Annotated in this window: 18 protein-coding genes; 6 read left to right on the top strand and 12 right to left on the bottom strand. The window is 39.3% G+C overall.

The window, feature by feature from the left end:
- Positions 1-257 precede the first annotated feature (257 nt).
- On the top strand, positions 258-842 hold the full coding sequence (locus tag Q1A31_RS10790) for a DUF3365 domain-containing protein (protein WP_299876209.1): 585 nt from the start codon (positions 258-260) through the stop codon (positions 840-842).
- Positions 843-912: 70 nt separating this feature from the next.
- On the opposite strand, the gene Q1A31_RS10785 is transcribed toward Q1A31_RS10790, so the two are convergent.
- A complete protein-coding gene (locus Q1A31_RS10785; RefSeq protein ID WP_299876208.1) occupies positions 913-1,509 on the bottom strand; it encodes a YaeQ family protein in 597 nt (198 codons plus the stop codon).
- Positions 1,510-2,230: 721 nt separating this feature from the next.
- On the opposite strand from Q1A31_RS10785, the gene Q1A31_RS10780 reads away from it, so the two are divergent.
- Positions 2,231-2,701 (top strand): hypothetical protein, encoded by a 471-nt coding sequence (locus Q1A31_RS10780; RefSeq protein ID WP_299876207.1) that lies wholly within the window; start codon positions 2,231-2,233, stop codon positions 2,699-2,701.
- Between the two features lie 266 nt (positions 2,702-2,967).
- The gene (locus Q1A31_RS10775) at positions 2,968-6,129 is read left to right on the top strand and encodes a DUF5011 domain-containing protein (protein WP_299876206.1); all 3,162 of its coding nucleotides are present in this window, start codon (positions 2,968-2,970) and stop codon (positions 6,127-6,129) included.
- Positions 6,130-6,237: 108 nt separating this feature from the next.
- Here the strand turns inward: Q1A31_RS10775 and pmbA are convergent, their stop codons facing one another.
- The 5 genes from pmbA to Q1A31_RS10750 form a co-directional block, all read right to left on the bottom strand.
- On the bottom strand, positions 6,238-7,584 hold the full coding sequence (pmbA, locus tag Q1A31_RS10770; RefSeq protein WP_299876205.1) for a metalloprotease PmbA: 1,347 nt from the start codon (positions 7,582-7,584) through the stop codon (positions 6,238-6,240).
- A gap of 18 nt (positions 7,585-7,602) precedes the next feature.
- Complete coding sequence (gene tldD / locus Q1A31_RS10765; RefSeq protein ID WP_299876204.1) at positions 7,603-9,051, bottom strand: metalloprotease TldD; 1,449 nt, start codon at positions 9,049-9,051, stop codon at positions 7,603-7,605.
- A 230-nt stretch (positions 9,052-9,281) separates the two neighbouring features.
- Positions 9,282-10,109, bottom strand: a complete 828-nt coding sequence (locus Q1A31_RS10760; RefSeq protein ID WP_299876203.1) for a carbon-nitrogen hydrolase family protein — start codon at positions 10,107-10,109, stop codon at positions 9,282-9,284.
- Between the two features lie 207 nt (positions 10,110-10,316).
- Entirely contained in the window at positions 10,317-11,789 is a 1,473-nt protein-coding gene (thrC, locus tag Q1A31_RS10755) for a threonine synthase (protein ID WP_299876202.1), read from the bottom strand.
- An 88-nt stretch (positions 11,790-11,877) separates the two neighbouring features.
- Positions 11,878-13,188, bottom strand: coding sequence for a homoserine dehydrogenase (locus tag Q1A31_RS10750; protein ID WP_299876201.1), 1,311 nt, complete (start codon positions 13,186-13,188; stop codon positions 11,878-11,880).
- A gap of 172 nt (positions 13,189-13,360) precedes the next feature.
- Here Q1A31_RS10750 and Q1A31_RS10745 point away from each other — a divergent pair, with 172 nt between their 5' ends.
- On the top strand, positions 13,361-13,732 hold the full coding sequence (locus tag Q1A31_RS10745; RefSeq protein ID WP_299876200.1) for an Mth938-like domain-containing protein: 372 nt from the start codon (positions 13,361-13,363) through the stop codon (positions 13,730-13,732).
- A 225-nt stretch (positions 13,733-13,957) separates the two neighbouring features.
- Here the strand turns inward: Q1A31_RS10745 and Q1A31_RS10740 are convergent, their stop codons facing one another.
- From Q1A31_RS10740 to Q1A31_RS10725, 4 genes are all read right to left on the bottom strand, one after another.
- Positions 13,958-15,322: an OmpA family protein gene (locus Q1A31_RS10740; RefSeq protein WP_299876199.1), complete on the bottom strand. Its 1,365-nt coding sequence runs from the start codon at positions 15,320-15,322 to the stop codon at positions 13,958-13,960.
- Between the two features lie 2 nt (positions 15,323-15,324).
- Positions 15,325-16,140 (bottom strand): hypothetical protein, encoded by an 816-nt coding sequence (locus Q1A31_RS10735; protein WP_299876198.1) that lies wholly within the window; start codon positions 16,138-16,140, stop codon positions 15,325-15,327.
- Positions 16,141-16,286: 146 nt separating this feature from the next.
- On the bottom strand, positions 16,287-16,715 hold the full coding sequence (locus Q1A31_RS10730; RefSeq protein WP_299876197.1) for a GFA family protein: 429 nt from the start codon (positions 16,713-16,715) through the stop codon (positions 16,287-16,289).
- Positions 16,716-16,757: 42 nt separating this feature from the next.
- Complete coding sequence (locus Q1A31_RS10725; RefSeq protein ID WP_299876213.1) at positions 16,758-16,970, bottom strand: GDCCVxC domain-containing (seleno)protein; 213 nt, start codon at positions 16,968-16,970, stop codon at positions 16,758-16,760.
- Between the two features lie 54 nt (positions 16,971-17,024).
- On the opposite strand from Q1A31_RS10725, the gene Q1A31_RS10720 reads away from it, so the two are divergent.
- Both Q1A31_RS10720 and Q1A31_RS10715 read left to right on the top strand, forming a co-directional pair.
- Positions 17,025-17,588 carry a DUF3465 domain-containing protein gene (locus Q1A31_RS10720; protein WP_299876196.1) on the top strand — a complete coding sequence of 188 codons (564 nt, stop codon included), beginning with the start codon at positions 17,025-17,027 and terminating at the stop codon, positions 17,586-17,588.
- Positions 17,589-17,635: 47 nt separating this feature from the next.
- A complete protein-coding gene (locus tag Q1A31_RS10715) occupies positions 17,636-18,586 on the top strand; it encodes a class I SAM-dependent methyltransferase (RefSeq protein ID WP_299876195.1) in 951 nt (316 codons plus the stop codon).
- 43 nt (positions 18,587-18,629) lie between these two features.
- On the opposite strand, the gene Q1A31_RS10710 is transcribed toward Q1A31_RS10715, so the two are convergent.
- Together Q1A31_RS10710 and Q1A31_RS10705 are read right to left on the bottom strand one after the other, a co-directional pair.
- On the bottom strand, positions 18,630-19,208 hold the full coding sequence (locus tag Q1A31_RS10710) for a chorismate lyase (protein ID WP_299876194.1): 579 nt from the start codon (positions 19,206-19,208) through the stop codon (positions 18,630-18,632).
- Between the two features lie 6 nt (positions 19,209-19,214).
- Positions 19,215-19,964 (bottom strand): formyltransferase family protein, encoded by a 750-nt coding sequence (locus Q1A31_RS10705; protein ID WP_299876193.1) that lies wholly within the window; start codon positions 19,962-19,964, stop codon positions 19,215-19,217.
- Between the last annotated feature and the right edge of the window lie 45 nt (positions 19,965-20,009).

Below are 20,009 nucleotides of genomic sequence, written 5' to 3'. Positions count from 1 at the left end.
GTTAATTGAATGATTTACATCTCCAATTATGGCACTTTGATGCCGCATTAAAGAGGAGGAGACCATCTCATCACCTTTTAGGCACTTTTTTAGTAAGCATTATCATTCTCTCTAGGCATTACCTAGAAGTGATTGAATGCATCTCTGATTCATTTATCTCTAGCTTAAATAATTTTTCAGTTTGATTTATGTTAATTTTCTTTGATCAGAGAATTGCTATGATGTTTCGCTCAATACTAATTCGACGGAATGGAATCATGAAAAAAATAGTAATTATCGCGGGCATGAGCATGATTTTCTCAGCTCAGGCAAATGCGCAGACTGAAACAACAAAAGCAGAAACAAAAGCAGCAGTCAAAGAAGCTAAAATGATCACTAAAGCATTTGGTGGTGAGCTTAAAAAAGCACTCAAAAAAGCAATGAAAGCAGGTGGCCCCATTAATGCACTCAATGTTTGCAATACTGAAGCCATGCCAATAACCAAAAAGGCAGCAATCGATCATAACGCTCTGGTAACACGTGTCAGTCTTAAAAATCGTAACCCTGAAAACATTCCGAATGAATGGCAGAAGTTAGTGCTTGAAGACTTTGATGCACGAGCGGCAAAAGGCGAAGACGTAAAGAAAATGGGCTATAGCAAAATTGTGGAAGCAGACGGCAAAAAAACATTACGCTTTATGAAAGCCTTACCAACTGGTGGCAATTGTCTGGAATGCCATGGTTCAAAAATAGATGCGGATGTACAAGCAAAACTGAAAGAACTATACCCAGATGACAAAGCAGTCGGTTATGAAAAAGGCCAGGTGCGTGGCGCTGTAGTGGTAGTCAAAGAGTTAAATTAATAAGAACAGTTACTATTATAACGACTTAATTTGTATTTGTATTTAATCATTCAAGCAATAAAAACAAAAATTACATTAACCGTTCACGCTCAATAATCAGATTATTTGCACCATCATTGATCTGTAAATCACCATCCTGCAAAGTGCAGTTTAATGTCATTCTTTTATTATTGAGCTTTTCTAGTTCATCCGCATTCACCGAAAATACTTCAAGATTCTTAAATCGACTCAGCTTATCTTTATTCTTGTCCCACCAGCTATCGGTATGATCTTGATTGTATGAATAGACAATGACACTTTTTGATAATCTACAGGCTTTTTTGATGCGCTTGACATCCGGCTGCCCAAAATCTATCCAGAGTTTAATTTGATTATCAGATGATTGTTCAAGAAGTTCTGGCTGATCATGTTGCCACTGCTGATTCCGCACAGTAAGTTTATCATTAGCATTATAAATATAGGCCACAATACGCATCATGCTTTTTCTGATGGTTTCAGTCGATAGATATGCCAGAGTAAGTTGATGTGATTGGTAATAGTGCCGATCGATATCGGCGATGCTGAGTCTAGCTTTACACACCGTCGTAGCCGGAATCAACGCAGACGTTGCCGATGATGTTGACTGTGTAGATCTAGATGCAGACAAAGATGAAAATATTGAACTCATAGTATCCCCCTTTTGTTATTTTTAGTATTCGGGGGAATTTGTCTAACGGGGCTATTATTACTTATTGAAGCTTGCTACAGGATGAACGGTACATCCCCCATCTTTTGATCGGTTTTTATTAAGTGAGAATTTAGAAGAAAAGAATAAAGAGTCATTTGATCAAACCGTTAGCATAGCTATAAACTAAACAAAAACCTGACCTTTAACCAAACATCAGCCATAAAAAAAGCCGATGATATTGCTATCATCGGCTTTATATCACTATAAGGTTATTACGTATAAACAGTTGTATCAGCGTTTACTTTAAAAACTGAAAGGGTGATAAACCATTGACTGTCAAAATGACATTAACTAACACAAATAAAATTGAGAGAATCAACATCAACGTCATAGTATCCAGAGAACCCTGCTTAGCGTTTTCATTTCTTATATTTTTTAATTTCATTTTCGTCCTCCATCTATTCTAAATTAACTAAACTGATATAGAGTCTCGCTATATCCAACGATGCCATTTGTGAGTCATCACTATGACACTTTATATAAGTTAATATATTAGCATATATAACTATACTAAAATAATAACATTGATTTTTGTGTAATAACTTTTTCAAGTTTTATAAAACATTAATAAAATGAATTGATGTTTTTAAAGCAATTTGAGATAAATCAAAGACAGTATATTAATATATGCTAATATTCTTTTATCAAGGAGAGTCTAAAAATGTCTAATTTAAAAGAAGCTGAAACAAAACTAATAAAAGGTGGAAATCAAGAAGCCGCAGAAGCACTCGAAACCTTTGAGTTCAGATGGCGTTATGCCGTGTTCCCAGCGATGATCGCCTTTACGATTCTCTCAGCATTTGGTTTTTATTTAATTTATGGCATGCTCCAGCACATGCAAAGTATGTCAGCGGATATCCACCGTATGACTAGTCTTATGGAAAAATCAGTACCCGTGATAAGTTCTGATATATCTTCGCTAAACTCTACCATCGGCACCAGCATGCCAAGTATTCAACAAAATGTGGCAGAAATGTCAGATTCAACGGGGTCAATGGCGGTCAGCACACAACAGATGGATAGAACAACCTGGGAGATGAATCGTTCTTTCGCCAAACCGATGAATATGTTTAACTCATTAATACCCTTTAATGTTCCACCACCGAATCCTGTGGGTTATCAATCTTATTAATGATGCAAACTACATGAAAAATAATTCATAGTATTCAACATGAATTTTATACGCAATATATATTAAAAGAATCCAAGCATTAAAGATCCGTTACTTAGTTTCATTCAAAAATATAAATAATAAATAAACTCATAGAACCTCATAATTTTATTCAATTTATTTTGCAATATTATTGCCAGCAATGTTAAAAGTTTTTCTTATAGTAGATATATTCTTTAATTTATAGTAATTTCTCCATCAGTATTATTTATCCAAGGAGAAAGGATATGCGTTCAAGTTACATCTGGAAATTTATACCACTATTACTAACTACTAGTTTAACCCTGTTATTGACTGCATGTGGAGGGGGTGGAAATAATAATGACGAAGAAATACTTGATGATACTGAAGCTCCAGTTATAACACTTATTGGAGTAAATGAAGTCTCCATAACAGTAGGAGACTCTTATTCTGACGCCGGTGCAACGGCAGAAGACAATGTTGATGAAAATGTAATTGTTACATCAACTGGCACTATAGATACTTCTACGGCAGGAAGTTACATAATAACGTATAGCGCTGTAGATTTAGCGGGAAATAATGCAACAGCAGTTACCCGAACAGTAATAGTTGAAGCAGAAGATATAAATGAATCCATTACAGATACTGTTGCTCCAACTATAACCCTAATTGGTGACAGTGAAGTCACCGTTATGATTGGAGATATTTACAGTGACGAAGGCGCGACAGCATCTGATAATATAGATCAAACGGTCGAAGTTATTAAATCAGGAAATGTAGAAATATTAACTGCCGGAAGTTATACACTAACTTACAATGCAGCTGATTCTGCCGGAAATAAAGCCACTCCCATCACTCGTACAGTCATTGTTATAGATTCAGATACTAATCCTCCTGTTATATCTTTAATTGGCAGTAACTCTATTTCTATAGAACTGGATGGAACATTTACTGATCCCGGTGCCACAGCAACAGATAATATTGATAATTCAGTAACCATAAATAAATCGGGATCCGTTGATACAACAACTGAAGGCGTTTATATAATTACATATAACGCTAAAGATGAAGCGGGAAATTCGGCCATCCCAGTAACACGAACTATCACTGTTAGTGCACCAACGGTGACTGCATTAAGAGGGGTGTTTGAGGACTCTCGTGTCATTGGGCTTAATTACGAAACACCGACTAGAAGTGGGATTACTAACGGACAGGGCGAATTTGAATGTCTACCGGGTGAATTTGTTAACTTTAGTCTTGCTGACATCCCTCTGGGATCATCAATCTGTGCAGCGCTTATATCTACCTTTGATATTGGAGATTCTTTAGATAAAGATGGAACAACTGGAGATTACATAGACATCAATATAGCTGCCCTCCTTCAAAGTCTAGACAATAACCAAAACCCAGCTGATGGATTTATAGACCTTACAGGGATGGTTGCTAGTACAACGACAGGGCTTACTCTTGAAGATATACAGGACGGTGTAACACAAGCTGAATTAGATACCATTACTGGCGAAATCGGAAAAGCAATCAGAGTTACTCCTGAAGAAGCTGTTAAGCACGCAACGATTAGCTCGAATAACTCTTTTGTTGAAGAAGACGGTGTTTTAAAATTAAATACCATTTTGACTCAAGATGATATCGATGCTGGATACTATCGAGTTCATAACAGGATTGGGCGTATCTTTGAGGCTGTTGAACCCACCTCAGAAAATCCTATCTTATCAATTGAAAGTGACTTAACTGCAATTTCTCATCAGGACCTTGATCAAGGTCGTTTGAGAAATAGTATTGTCCTACATAGTTTTCCAGAAACTCATTACTTTGGTATAGGAATCACATACAGAAATGATACCTTCAGTTTAAATTTTTATGTCGAAAGGTATGACTCTTTAGGATATGAAGAACTTGTCCCTGAAAAACTACCGTCATTTTATGATGTAACCATTGAAGAGGGTAAGACATATAACTTTAAACTTGAATACTTTATCGAAACTGAGGATGTTTATACATATGTTGATGGGGTAAAGATACTTACTTGGAATCTCAAAAACTCATCAAGAGTTACGACAGATCAAATATCTGATACTACAACGATAAGAACTTTTTCTGAAACAAGAGCGCAAAGTACTATAAACCCTTTAACTGGAGCAGGTAACATTGTAGGAGCAAATATCATTGGATCTGTAGATAATCTAATTGTTCATTTAGATGGTCAGGATATTTTAACAGATGATTTTAATGACAATGACTTCTCTAACCCTGATATTAACTATTCTGAAAGATTTTTAAGAGCTGGAACTATTACTCCACCTACCCCGACTTTTGAAACGTTAGGCTCTCATCCTACTGCATTAACAACACCTAATGGAGGCGAAGTATGGACATGGTACTCAACAGAGCAAGTTCAGTGGGATAATACTAAAATTACCGGAAATACGGTGGATTTATACATCTTACATGATGACCCTTCGGATCTTAATAATTTTTCAACAAGTACCGATTTACTCTCAAACAAAAACTGGTACAAGTTTGGTGAGGGCATCTCAAATAATGGAAATTATTCAATAAACCCAGTGGATCTTAATGGATCAGGTGATGCCTATATAGTACTGATAGTATCTAGCTCAAATCCTGAAATGTGGGATGTCAGTGATCAAACTTTCACTTTGCAATATGCTCCACCAACTTTTGAAACGCTTGGCTCCAATCCTTCAGCCTTGATTTCACCTAATGGTGGTGAAGAATGGAAATGGGGTGAAATTGAAAATATTGTATGGGATAACATTGCAATTACTGGCAATACGGTAGATCTATATATATTATTTGATGATCCATCCAATCTACATGACTTTTCAACAAGTAGCGATTTACTTGCAAACAAAAACTGGTGGAAGTTTGGTGAGACTATATCAAATACTGGTAGTTATTCAATAGATCCAAAGACTCTTGGTGCACACAGCGGACAATATGTAATAATGATTGTTTCAAACTCAAATCCTGAAAAATGGGATTTGAATAATGCTTTTTTTACAATTCTGTTACCTGATTTAACGCCAGAATTATTAACTCAGGGAGCTTGGTATAGTGTTGATGATCAAGGTGAATGCCATTCAAAAAATACCTATAATTATGACGGAACAGGAAATGCTGAAAATCTTGATGAGAATGGTTTTAATTCAATTCAGCCATTTACTTATACTATAGCCGATATGAAAATTTTGACTGTTGATATAAATATCAATAGTCAAATTGAATCTGTTCACTATGAACTTATTGGTGTGAATGACAATTATTTGAACTACTTTAGGACAGATTCAATTGGCTCTCAGTTTATAATATCATTTTCGAGTTATTCTGAAGCTATTAACTTTTCAGAATCCCTTGGCAATACTGGTTGTGTTAATGTAATTCCAGAATAAATGATTCTACAACCAGCAAAAATTAAGCCACTATTAAGTGGCTTAATTTTTAGAAATTGAAGACACACATGAAGAACAAAAAAATGATTCTTTCGGAGCAATAAATTATTAAGAGCCCGCAACCACCATGCCTTCCACAAGAATAGAACCTGTTTGCGTTCCGCCACGTAAATCAACATCGCTACCGACCGCAACAATATTCTGGAACATATCTTTGAGGTTACCCGCGACTGTCACTTCTTCGACGGCAAACTGAATCTCACCATTCTCCACCCAGAAGCCTGCTGCTCCGCGTGAATAATCACCCGTGATATTATTCACGCCACTACCGATTAGCTCAGTCACAAACAAACCTGTTCCGAGCATTTTCAATAGTTCTTCGAAATCCTGACCTGTCGAATCGATGGTTAAGTTATGGGTGCCACCTGAATTCGCGGTACTTTTTAAGCCTAGTTGACGCGCTGAGTAACTGCTCATGATGTAGTTTTGAACAATACCATCGACAACTAAATCGCGATTACTCGTGGCTACGCCTTCTTTATCAAAATAACCACTGCCGAATCCGCGCTTGATGTGTGGCTGTTCGTGCAAATGGATAAAATCTGGGAATACTTTTTCACCAATACTATCGAGTAAAAAAGTTGATTTACGGTATTGTGCGCCGCCGGCTATTGCCCCCGTGAAATGACCAATCAGGCTGCGAGCAGTTTCTGGCGAATACAGTACATTAGTTTCCCGGGTACTGATCTGCTTACTCATTAAACGTGCCAGAGTTTTTTCTGCCGCTTTTTTGCCTACTTCTTGTGCTGATTGTAGTTCGGTATTCACCCGCGAGGTGCTATACCAGTAATCACGCTGCATTGCGTCATCGCCCACTTCCTGACCGATTACCGAGCAACTTAAGGTATGTCGACTGGAAGGGGTTGTGCCCATAAAGCCATGCGAATTAGCAATCACACCAATTCCACTGTATGTGCTGAGTGCGCCGCCATCTGAATTGATAATACGTGGATCATGCGCAAATGCCGCTGCTTCACATTCCTTAGCTACTTCAATCGCTTTTTCTGCGGTTAAATCCCAAGGGTGGTATAAATCCAGATCATTAGCATCCGTTGCCATCATATCGGCATCGGCTAGACCGGTGTATTTATCTTCTTCGGTATATTTTGCGATGTTACAAGCCGCTTTTACTGTGTCTTCAATCGCTGCTGGTGATAAATCACCAGTACTCGCTGAGCCAGTATGTTTACCGATATATACCGATAAATTCAAACCCTGATCGCGGTGATATTCGAGTTTATCGACATTCGCTTTATGAATTTCTACGGATAAACCTGCGCCTTTATTCAGGCTCAGCTCTGCATCTGTCGCGCCGTATTTTTTCGCTAATTTTAAAACGGTTTCTGCTGTTTCTTGTAGAAACGCTTCATCTTGTTTGATGTTGTTATTTGCCATATCTAGTTTATCCCCGGACTAAGCGTCCGTGCCCCCTACTGTCAATCCATCAATCTTCAAGGTTGGCTGCCCAACACCAACTGGCACGCTTTGACCGCCTTTGCCACAAACGCCTACGCCTCTGTCGAGTTCTAGATCGTTACCAATCATGCTGACTTTAGTCAGTACATCTGGACCGTTACCAATCAAGGTTGCACCTTTTACGGGGCGAGTCACTTTTCCATTTTCAATCAAATACGCTTCAGAAGCTGAGAATACAAATTTACCAGAGGTGATATCGACCTGACCTCCCCCGAAATTCACGGCATATAGGCCTTTCTTTACCGAAGCAATAATCTCTTCAGGATCATCATTGCCAGGCAACATATAGGTGTTTGTCATACGCGGCATGGGTAAATGCGCATAAGATTCACGACGACCGTTACCGGTTGATTCAACCCCCATCAATCTCGCATTGAGCTTGTCTTGCATATAGCCTTTCAACACGCCGTTTTCGATTAAGGTTGTGCAATTTGTTTTAGTGCCTTCATCGTCGATACTTAAGGAGCCACGACGATTTTCAATGGTTCCGTCATCCACCACGGTTACCCCTTTTGAAGCAACGGTTTCGCCAATACGCCCGCTAAATGCTGAGGTACCTTTGCGATTGAAGTCGCCTTCTAAACCGTGCCCGATCGCTTCATGCAGAAGAATTCCAGGCCAACCTGAGCCTAATACAACGGTTTGTGCCCCTGCTGGTGCATCAACAGCATCCAGATTAACCAGTGCTAACCTAACTGCTTCATCAGCGTATTCTCGAATACGATCAGCCTGTGTGAAGTAATCAAACCCAAATCGACCACCGCCACCCGTGCCAGCTGATTCACGTTTACCGTCCTTTTCTACAATGACGGTAATATTCATTCTCACTAATGGACGAATATCTGCATTGAGATGCCCTTCGTTATCGGCCACTAATATGTGTTCATGGACACCCGCAATATTCGCGATAACCTGAGTTACGTATTGGCTTGCAGCTCTAGCTGATTTATCGGCCAGTCGTAGCAATGCTATTTTTTCATCTTCCGACATTGCAGCCAATGGATTATCAACGCCATACAGTGCAGTCACTGATTTATTTTCACGCGCCTGCCATGCTTTAGTTTGTGAAGATGTGCCAGAGCGACCAATAGCGGCAGCCGCTTTAGCTGATTCGGTTAGTGCTTCCAAGGTAATTTCATCTGAGTAAGCAAAACCGGTTTGCTCGCCGACCACCATGCGTACACCCACACCTTGATCGATACTGTATGAACCGTTTTTGATGATGCCTTCTTCCAGCACCCACGATTCAAAGCGGTTTGATTGAAAATAAAGATCGGCTAAATCGGCACCTTTCAAATGGGAAAAGACATTCTCAAGATTTGATTCTGTCAGCCCAGAGGGCTCTAGTAAATGCTGTTTAGCTTGGTCTAGAATGGATGAACTCATATATACAATGCTCTTTATACGGTTTTGGGTATTTATAAACACACCCCCCTACTTTTAGGCCTTTTTTATTTAGGACTTATGTGGGGTGTATCAAAATCTGAGTCTTAAGCCAGTAATTTAATAACTGACTTTAATAATTTTTTAGTCATAACAACGTAGATAATATCTGTTAGCAATACTATCTATTAGTAACAATATCTATTAGTAACAGAAACGAAAGGGTTTAGCGTTTAGATCAGCTTAGTGTGTTTTAGCACAGGAAAACTATCGCGCACTTTTTTCTGTGCTTCCAAGTCTATATTAATGGTGATGATTCCCGGGCCTTTCAAGCGCAAACCGTGAACTTGCCCCAAATAATCAACCGCCATGGTATTTCCATAAGTATGACGACCGTTGACATGATAACCACCTTGAGCGGGTGCGATAACATAACACTGGTTCTCGATAGCACGAGCTTTGATTAATGGCTCCCAGTGAATCTTGCCCGTTGTTTTGGTGAAGGCTGAAGGAATAAGAAATATTTCCGCACCTTGTTTAACCATCTCACGATATAAAATGGGGAAACGTAAATCATAACAAATCGACATACCAATTTTGCCGAAAGGCGTATCGACAACGACGATATCTTTGCCGTGTTCGAAGGTATCGCTTTCTCTGTAATGTTCTTGTGCTTTTTTATCTTCACAGGCGATATCGACATCGAATAGATGAATTTTGTTATAACGCGCGACTGCCTCACCCTTATCATTAAACATGATAGAGGCCGCACTGACTTTTTCTGACTCGTCTTGTTTTAAAGGAATAGAACCAGCAACAATCCATACTTTATTATCAATCGCACATTGACGCATCGTATCTTGAATCGGTCCCTTGCCATACTCTTCGGCGAGGTCAATATTCTCCGATTCGTGCATTGCCATTAAAGCAAAACTCTCAGGCAAAACAACCATTTGTGCGCTTTTCTTGGCTGCTTCTCGAATCAGTCGAGTGGCTTCCATTAGGTTCGCTTTTATTTGTGGCCCTGAAGCCATTTGTACAGCTGCTATTTTAGTTAACAAATATTTTTCCCTTGCAGGTTCCTTTATGGTTTTTGAGCAAATTTATTTAGTTTGAATTGGTTTGACTTAGCTTTCTATAACGTTTCCTATAACACTTTCTAGTGTGTTTAAGTGCGTATAGTACAGAAAATGATAATGCTTAAGTCACCCCCCTACTTTTGAGGGGTTTTTCAAATGTTTTCAACACATTAAAATCTAACTAATTTATCAATCCAGAAACGCAAGAATCTCTTTCTCTATATCCTGTTTATCAATAACGGTGCTTTGAGTGACTTCTTTATCAAATAGACTGCTAATCATTTCAGGAATAGCGATATTGGCTTTGCTAGCAATTGCCTGTAGTGCTTCTTTATCACTTCCACCGTCTTCGCCTGTCAACGCATTCGCAATTGTTGGGGAAAATTTAGTCCATTCTGCAGTTGAATAAACAATCGTTTTTAAAGGCTTATCGCGACAGGTATCGTACGTTTTAAAACAAGTCGCCGTATGAGGATCCATTAAGTAACCTCCCTCAAAGGCCTGCTTTATGTATTCCTGACCTTCTTCATTCGTACAGAAATCAGCGGAAAATACCTTTTGAATTTCAGCCAGTTCACTAGGGATCAACGCATAACGTTTATCTGTATCCAGATCTGACATTAGTTCTTTAGTACGCTCACTGCCAAATAAATCAAATAGGATACGTTCAACGTTCGATGACTTCAAAATATCCATCGCTGGTGAGCTTGTAGGTATCACAGATGAATCACTAATATCGTAAATACCTTCATTAATTAAATGCGTTAACACATTGTTTTGATTAGAGGCAATGAGAATTTTTTCAACGGGTAATCCCATTCGCATCGCGTAATAACCACCCAGTGCATTACCGAAGTTTCCGCTTGGTACGTTAAGATAAACCTTATCACCCAGTTCAATTGCACCCTGTCTAACTAGTTCTAAATAACTGTGAATATGGTACATCAACTGGAAGATAATACGACCAAAGTTGACTGAATTCGCCGCAGATAAAGAGATGTTCTTTTCTTTCAATTTGGCATTGAATGATTCAGAACTAAGCAATAGCTTTAATGCAGATTGTGCATCGTCAAAGTCACCATGTATTCCGATGACTTTGAGGTTTTCTGCATCTTCAGTCACCATTTGCAGACGTTGAACATCAGAAGTGCCACCATCAGGATATAAACACGCTACACGCACATTTTTACGATTCTTAAAGGTTTCTAGTGCTGCTGGGCCAGTATCACCACTGGTCGCTGCAAGAATCAGATATTCTTCATCACGCTTTTGCGCAATGGACGAAAGCACCACACCAAACGGTTGCAATGCCATGTCTTTAAAAGCACGGGTTGGGCCGTGATAAAGCTCACTCACATAAAGGTCATCTTTAACCTTCACTAATGGTGCAGGATTTTCGCTATTATCGAACTCATCATACAGATTCAATGCCGTTTCAATATCTGACTGATCAATATCGACATTAAACGCAGCCAGAATGTCACGCGCTAACGCTTTATAGTCTTTGTCCAGATGACTTTGTAAAAAATCAGTGCCAAGATCAGGTAAAGACTCAGGTGAATAAATCCCACCAAAAGATGACATTGGGCCGAGGATAGCTTCTGAGAAGCTCACTTCAGTGGCTCTTGTTCCATCATTTCCGCGTGTTTCTATAAATTTCATGCTGAGTTTTCTTCCTGTTTAAACGTATTTATATATTCTTTCTAACTATCTGATTAGCAATAGTATTACTAATCAGATATGGTTAAATCTAGCTGAGTGATTCAACACGAATTCTGGTTGCTTCACCATTGATCACATCCAGTGCAGCAATCTGCTCTAGCGCACTATTCATATTGCCTTCATTGACCACATGCGTCAGCAAAATAATATCAACGTCTGTTTCACCTTGTCTTGGCTCTTTCTGGATAAATGCTTCTATGCTGATTCCCTGTTGACCTAAAACACGCGTCACTTCAGCGAGAACGCCAGCCTCATTCTTGGCAGACATGCGTAAGTAATAAGCCGTTTCAATATCATCCATACCAACGACAGGCGTGTCGGATAAAGCATCTGGCTGGAATGCCAGGTGAGGTACTCTGTTCTCAGGATCAGTCGTTAAAGCACGAGTGACATCTACGATATCAGCAATTACAGCTGATGCTGTTGCCTCATCACCTGCACCTGCACCGTAATAAAGCGTTGCACCCACAGCATCGCCTTTCACAAGCACTGCATTCATTACGCCATCAACATTTGCGATTAAACGTCTTTCCGGTATGAGTGTTGGATGCACACGTTGCTCGATGCCTTTGTCTGTACGTTTTGCAACACCAAGATGTTTGATGCGGTAACCGAGCTCTTCTGCATAAGCCACGTCTTCCTGAGTTATCTTGGAGATACCTTCGGTATAGGTTTTATCAAACTGCAGTGGAATACCAAATGCGATTGATGAAAGGATACTCAATTTATGCGCAGCATCAATCCCTTCGACATCAAAGGTCGGATCCGCTTCGGCATAACCGAGTGCCTGAGCTTCGGCTAACACATCATCAAAATCTCTGCCTTTGTCACGCATTTCAGTCAGAATGAAGTTACCTGTTCCGTTAATGATTCCCGCCAGCCATTCAACGCTGTTTGCAGATAAACCTTCACGCAATGCTTTGATGATTGGGATACCACCAGCTACTGCAGGTTCGAATGCAACGACTAAGCCTTTCTCTTGTGCTTTAGCGAAGATTTCATCGCCGTGAATGGCAATTAATGCTTTATTCGCTGTGACCACATGCTTGCCGTTTTCCAGGGCTTGCATCACAAGCTCTTTAGCCGGTGAATATCCACCAATTAGCTCAACCACGATATCGATATCTGGGTCGTTTACAACTTCGTAAGCATCTTTGGTTAAACGGATATTCTCTACGCCTAATTCAGCTGCGCGTTCTGGTTCTAGGGTTGCAATAAAGTCGATTTCAATTCCGCGTCCAGCGCGTCTTGCGATTTCTTTTGCGTTTCTTTTTAGAACAGTCGCTGTACCGCCACCCACTGTTCCTAATCCCAATAATCCAACCTTTACCGCTTTCATTAGTTACCTTCATTTCGTGTCAATAATTAGACGCAGAACATTACAGTTGTGTACCTTGACTGTCAATCAGCATTCACTATGATAGGGTTAGGTTTTCCTGATATTTACAGCCTTTATTTAAGCTGTAAATATTACCATTTACTTAGCGATTAATTGACTCATCAATGCAACTATGAAATTTGCCGAAGATCACAATAGCTCACGCTATAAAATCAGTGCTTACGATAACGATTCTATTGCTATCAATGGCGAACCTTATATGCGTTCGCTAGTATTATCTCCCATGGAATTAATTGCAGACTGGGCACCTCAACGCTATTCAGACTTAACAGCTGATCACCTTGAAGCGTTTTATCGTTTGAATGCAGAAATTATTATTCTGGGAACGGGCAATACCCAGATTTTTCCATCCGCCGACATTCTACGACGATTAGCCGAGGGTAAAATCGGTTATGAAGTGATGGATACTCAAGCAGCCTGCCGTACTTTTAATATTTTAATGGCAGAAGGCAGAAACGTAGTAGCTGGACTGTTTCTTGATTAACTAAACTTTAAATAAAATAACTGGCTTAAAATAATCAATCTAAAGCTATCCCATTATTCCACCCCCCTACTTTGGACGACTTTTTATTTTATCATTGTCTCACTGTTGCGCATTGAAAGTGTAAATAGAACCGATTCAAATCTGTGAGTCTTTATAGATACTCAATTTTTAGACAAAAAAAAGCATGCCTATAAAGACATGCTTTAATTTACAACAAGTTACGTTTCATTGTGCGATCTTCACCTCAACACGTCGTGCTTCATTACGGGTACCCGAACCAACAGTTTGTGTCGGTTTAGCAACGATTATTTGATCGGCTGAGATACCCGCACGCTTCAGAGCAACCACAACAGCTTCTGCTCTTTTTAATGACAGAATCTGGTTCAGCTCAAGGTTACCCGTAGCATCATGAAAACCTGAAACCAGTACCTTTGAGCCGTCATTATCTTTTAAATAGTCGATAATTCCAGACAACGTTTTAGTTGTATTTGCAGGTCTCGATGCACTATTAATCCTAAAATAAAGCTTAGCCGTATCAGGCAAATCACCTGCTGGAGCTTGCATCATTTTTGGTTTAGCGCTCTCCAGTTCCTTAATGCGTGAACGTAATCCCGGAATAAGCTTGTTTTCGATCTCAAGGAAATTAACTTTATTTAATAGCTTGGGGTTGTCCACTTCTTTAGTCACGGTCACGGGCTCGATACTTTCAAGTGCCGCAATCTTGGCTTTAAGTCCGGCTATTAGACCATTCTCTTTTTCCAGTTCAGCGAGACGTGCAGCTAATTCAGGATCTTCTTTCTTAATCGTTATCGGATCAATGTTTTCCAAGGCTGTGATCTTAGCTTTTAAACCGGGAATTAAACCATTCTCCTTTTCTAAAGCTTCAATACGTTTCGCTAACTCAGGATTTTCTTTACCGCCGGTAATTGGGTTTATCCCTTCTAAAGCGGTGATTTTAGCTTTCAAACCAGGAATTAAAGCATTCTCCTTTTCCAGCTTGGCTAAACGCTCAGAGAACTCTGGGCTCGCTTTGTTAACTGTTAATGGGCTAATACCTTCAAGCGCGGTAATTTTTGCACGTAAGCCTTCAATCAAGCCGTTTTCTTTTTCAAGCTTAGCCAGACGTTCAGTGAGTTGTGCATCAATCGCATCTGCTTTTTTGATCACAATTGGATCAATTTTCTCGAGTGCGCCAATTTTCGCCTTTAAACCAGGAATTAAGCCATTCTCTGTTTCGAGTAGACCAATTTTCTTCAACAGTTCTGGATTATCAACTTCTTTGGTGACAACTTTGGGTGGCATAGCCTCAAGTTCAGCTATTTTAGCTTTTAGCTCTGCAACCATGCCGGTTTCTTTTTCCTTAGCTTTTTCGAGATCAGCAATTTGAGTGAGTAACACAGGGTTGTCTATGATTTTTTCTTTTTCTACAACTTTTTCAACGATAGTAGGGGGAACTTCGCAGTTTCGACCACCGGGGCCATAACCTAATGCCCACAGTAGCAAAAGCAATAAGAATAAAATAACAGCAATGACGCCCCATATTTTACGAAAACCAGGCCAGTTAGATGATATTTGTGAATTATTACTCATGATTATTGCCCTCCATCCAATTCATCTTGCCACTTCTTTAAAGCGTCCCATCTATTCTCCGCAGCCATTTTGGCTTGGTCTGGCCATGTGCCAGGTTTTGCCAGCTTATATCTTGGGCCAGCATCGTCGAGAATTTTCTGGATATCATCTACTGATGTTGTTGCCAAAGCAGCGTAGTAGTGAATATCGGCAGCATGGATTAAGTCGTTTATTTTTGGTCCGACTCCTTCAACAATAGTAAAATCGTCTTGTCCGTTCTTTTGTTTTACTCTAAAACCCGCTTTTTTTGCAGCATCCAGATCAACCGTTGAACCTTGTGAAGATGATGGCTTAGTCACAGGAGTTGAAACAGAAGATGGCGTAGAAGCAGCTGGAGTTGCGGCAGTTGTAGATGTACTCGCTACACCGTAGGTATTTGTATTGCCTGAGGAAGCTGGAGCTGTTGATGCGTTGCTTTTAAGCGCACGAATTTCAGCTTCAAGCTCGCTTATTCTCTTTAAATGTTCAGGATTATCTACTTCGACTATTTTTTCAGACTTAACAACTTTATCTACCGTTACTTCTCTCGTTTTAGATCGTGCTGATTCTAGACTTGCAACTTGAGACTGTAGTCCCGCTATTTGGCTATTTTCACTTTCTAGTTTACTGATAAGCGATAAATGTTTTGGATTATCTACAACTCTCTCAACTTGTTTTTCTACAATTTTTTCAACAGGTGGTTCACCGTGCTTAAGTCGTTTAGCTAACCAGCCGGCGAGTAACCATCCAATCAAAGCACCAGCCAGATATGGCCATAGCTGACATAAGAATAAAGTCATATGTATTGCTCCTAACAGTAAGTAAAAAGTGAAGGTTTAAATTTTAAACAAAAGGTAAAAATGCCAAACAACATTCCCTCATTAACTCTAGTAGTATCAAAGATATAGATAGTTCATAGCAGGCATTTAAAGTCTAAGATTCAAATTTATTTCGGTGCAGGTGGCGGCATTTCGTCAAACGTTTTTATGCTCTCATCCATGCAGTCCCAGACTGGTTTCTTTTTATTATAAACAATGACTTGTGGCTTAAACCAAGAACTATTATCAACACAACCAACGGCAATACTAATGATTGCTGGCGCAGAAGTATTCGTACCAAACAACCTGCTACCGCAATCAGGACAAAAATGACGTGTTAACTGCGCACCATCATCTGCCGTTGTTGTGTAGGAGCTTGTTTGCCCTGCAATTTTGACATCTTCTTTCTTGAAGAAAGCGAGAGACATATGCCCTGTGCCTGTAGAGCGTCGACAGTGATCACAATGACATTGCGCCATTCGTGCCGGTTCGTTTGCCAAGGTATACGTAACTTTTCCACATAAGCAGCCGCCGCTTGCAAAGGATTGTTCGCTCATATTTTTCTCTCTTTCTATATTAAATAGTAAAGAGTATAGAAGTTAATCTGGACTACAGCATGAAGAACCGATAATTTGTGCTTGAGGACAAGGATAATCACCATAACTACAGTAAACACAACACTCACCTTTTTTGGTTTTAATCACCTCTTTGCATTCAGCACAACGAAAACTAGATTGATACGTATTCTCGGGCATTTGTTCTTGAAATTTATGGTTACAATTAGGGCAAGTTAGTATTGAATCAATTATCATAGCCATACATTAACACGATTTTTCATTTAGCTAACGACATTCAGACCTCCATATATGAACTTGAATACCAACAATAAAAAAAGAAGAAAATACCCCTTTAAGCGTCAGTTAAATAGAAAAGTCAGACGTATTGTCTTTATATTAGTGGCCGCTGCAATTGCAACTGGCATCAATTATTACAACACCAATTTTAAAGACTCCGATAATTCACACGTCGAACTCAGTGAAAATCAAAATAGTTCTGGTTTACAAAAAGATCAACTGTTCAGCAATAAGCACCAGACTCAGGTACTCGCACAACTTGAAAAGGCAAAAGATCAAACTAACTCACGATTCTGGGTTGGGTTAAATGCAACTGTCATCAAACTATTAAAAGATGATTTAACAGGCAGCCGTCACCAGAAATTCTTAATCAAAGTAGAAAATGGTATGACTCTATTGGTTTCTCATAATATTGATCTTGCACCACGCGTTCCGATTAAACAGAATGATCAAATCAGCTTACAAGGTCGTTATGAATGGAATAACCGTGGCGGAGTGATTCATTGGACTCACCACGACCCCAAAGGTAAAAAGGCTGGAGGCTGGATCTCTGTTAATGGTAAAAAATATAAATAATTCAATAGCTCAACCGATTCATTTAAAGCCACATCAAGTAAACGACTATGCCTGACCTTATAACTAATTTATCTGTCTTGTTAGATAATCTCCATCTCCCTACTAATTCTAGTGAACTTGAACAAGCTCAACGAATTTTTCATGGTAGAGGGCATGCCTATGAAGGTTTACATCATGTAACGATTGACTGGTTACCACCGATTATTTTGATTACCCTGTTTGCCAAGGAATCAACAACTGCTATAGACGAATTAGCTGCAGAACTTAGAAAAAAGCTTCCAGATGCAAAAAAGGTATTGTTGCAGCACCGTTATTTATCGCATGGACCTATAGACGAGATTTACAGTGATGATCCATCTAACCCCGTGCAAAGACTGGAAGTTTTAGAAGGTAATTTAAAATTCCAGATAACTTTAGGAAAAGCGAGAAATACTGGCTTATTTCTAGATATGAGGAATGGCCGTCAATGGGTTAAGCAACACAGCCATGGCAAACGTATTCTGAATTTATTTTCGTATACCTGCGGTTTTTCTGTCGCTGCAATCGAAGGCCGTGCAAAGTCCGTATTGAATATTGATATGAGCAGTGCTGCATTGAATATCGGCCGAACTAACCATCGACTCAATAACCATGATCTGGATAATGTACGCTTCCAGAAACTGGATATCTTTAAATCTTTCAGCAGAATAAGAAAATATAGCCCTTATGACTTATTGATTTGCGATCCTCCAACCATACAAAAAGGAAGTGTCGATATCGCAAAAGACTACGCTAAGATTATTCGTCGACTGGATAGCTTTATGGATTTTGATAGCCAATTGATGATGTGCATCAATGCGACTCAAATTGAAGGAGAGAGCAGCAAGGAATTCTTGCTCAGCAAGATGGAAGAGTTTGCGCCAAATTACCAATTGATCGAGGAAATCAAACCGCCAACGGTTTATAAAGAAACACAAGGAAGAGGCGTTAAAATACTGATCTATAGGCGATTTTCATAATAAAAACAGGTAATTTACACCCCCCTACTTTGAGGGCTTTTTTTTAACTGTAAATGCTAATTGGAAAAAACTCGGTGACTATAATCGCAGGATGACCATTAACCCGAATACGGTAACTTCGAGCGATTATTTCACCTTGAAGTTGATTGGTTAGTGCGTCTTCAGCAGGGGCAGATTTTATATAATTAACATCGAAAATATCTCTGTAGGTTTCCACACCCTGCTCTCTTAACAGTTCACCTATACCTATTTCACCCTCTTCTAAACGTTTACCGATGTGCTCTGGCAAATGCTTTAAAGATACGGTGGATCTGGCTGCAGCAAATATTTGGCCACTATGGTCACCTTTTAAATACACTTCACGTTGCAATACTTTATCCCCTGCATTTACCTCCAAACCATCAACTTTATGGCTTAGAATTTTCAAAGTATTGTTTAAAGGAGTGATGCTAATAGGTTCCCAAAACCAGGCTTCAAGCGATTTGGTTACAGTCCCATCTGTGACCAGCATAGTCCTTAAAAATGGTGACATATTATTAAGATCAAGGTCAGGTCCAATGTCTGATTTAATCATTGAATCAGCGGTATAGCCACAGCTTTTAAAGTAAGAATTCTTTGTCATTATTATTTATTGCTGCTTCCAAAGCCCTGTTAAGGAGATAAAACGATTACCCATTTTTTTAAAGTTTTTGACATTCTTTGAGGTTGGCCAAGAATCGTAATTGCCACTGAGATTTTCAGTACTGGTGGGTAAAAGCTGCTTTTGATCCGTTTTTATCCACTTCAAGGTTAATCTGATACCTTCTTGAAACAACAAACAATTATTAAAAAACAACGATTTGGTTTTATCGACATCATACGCACGCTGCATGAGTATTTCCCCTGAATCAAATGTTTCTGCCATCCTGTGTACAGTAACCCCAATCGTTTTTTGCTCATCGTTCATCGCGAAGAACACCGGATCAACACCTTGATATTTGGGAAGTAATGAAGGATGTATATTGATACATTGAATAGAGTCTAATGCTAATACATCTTTTTTTATTAATTGATTGAAATGACTGCCCAATAAAAAATCTGGTGTCACCGATCTTATAAATTCAATAGAGTCTATAGAATTAATGTCTTTGGTATCGTGAACGGGAATATTATGTAATTTAGCCAATCGATGTACATCTCGTAATGGCCATTTCTGGAACAAGAAAAGGGGCTGCAACGCTTTAAATGCATCGGTCACCATAAAAAGATAACTCGAGTAACGTAAGCCCGATGTTTTTATTAGTTTAAGCGCACCACTTAAATGCCCATATTTAGTACTTAAAACACGGGTAGAGTTTATTACCCCGACTAGTTCTATATCATTATCTGCTATGAGCATTTCCATAACTTTGGAGGAATAAATGCTCGCATAGGTGCAAAAAAT

Source organism: uncultured Cocleimonas sp., assembly GCF_947495625.1.
GTDB lineage: Bacteria > Pseudomonadota > Gammaproteobacteria > Thiotrichales > Thiotrichaceae > Cocleimonas.
This window is presented reverse-complemented; position numbering and strand designations above follow the sequence as displayed.